This is a genomic window from Mesorhizobium sp. WSM4887, from assembly GCF_029625865.1.
Lineage (GTDB): Bacteria > Pseudomonadota > Alphaproteobacteria > Rhizobiales > Rhizobiaceae > Mesorhizobium.
Genome location: NZ_JARTVP010000046.1, coordinates 1 through 305 on the forward strand (window position 1 = coordinate 1; position 305 = coordinate 305).

Annotated in this window: 1 protein-coding gene; it reads left to right on the top strand. The window is 57.7% G+C overall.

Features of this window, described 5'->3' with window-relative positions; all coding sequences use genetic code 11:
• On the top strand, nucleotides 1-305 hold a 305-nt coding region (locus P9230_RS32260), incomplete at both ends, for an integrase core domain-containing protein (RefSeq protein WP_278052575.1).

The following is a 305-nucleotide window of genomic DNA, read 5'->3' on the forward strand; positions in this document are numbered from 1 at the left end:
CATGACCGACAACGGCTCCTGCTACAGATCAAAGGCCTTCGCCAAGGCCTGCCGCGATCTCGGCCTCAAGCACGTCACGACAAGACCCTATACGCCCAAGACCAATGGCAAGGCCGAGCGCTTCATCCAGACAGCACTGCGCGAATGGGCCTACGCCATTGCCTATCCGACATCCGATCATCGTGCCGCCGAACTGCCTGTCTGGCTGCACAGATACAATTGGCATCGTCCACATGGCAGCCTAAAGTCAAAAACGCCTATCAGTCGCCTCGCCCTGATCGAGGACAACCTGTTGAAGCTCCACA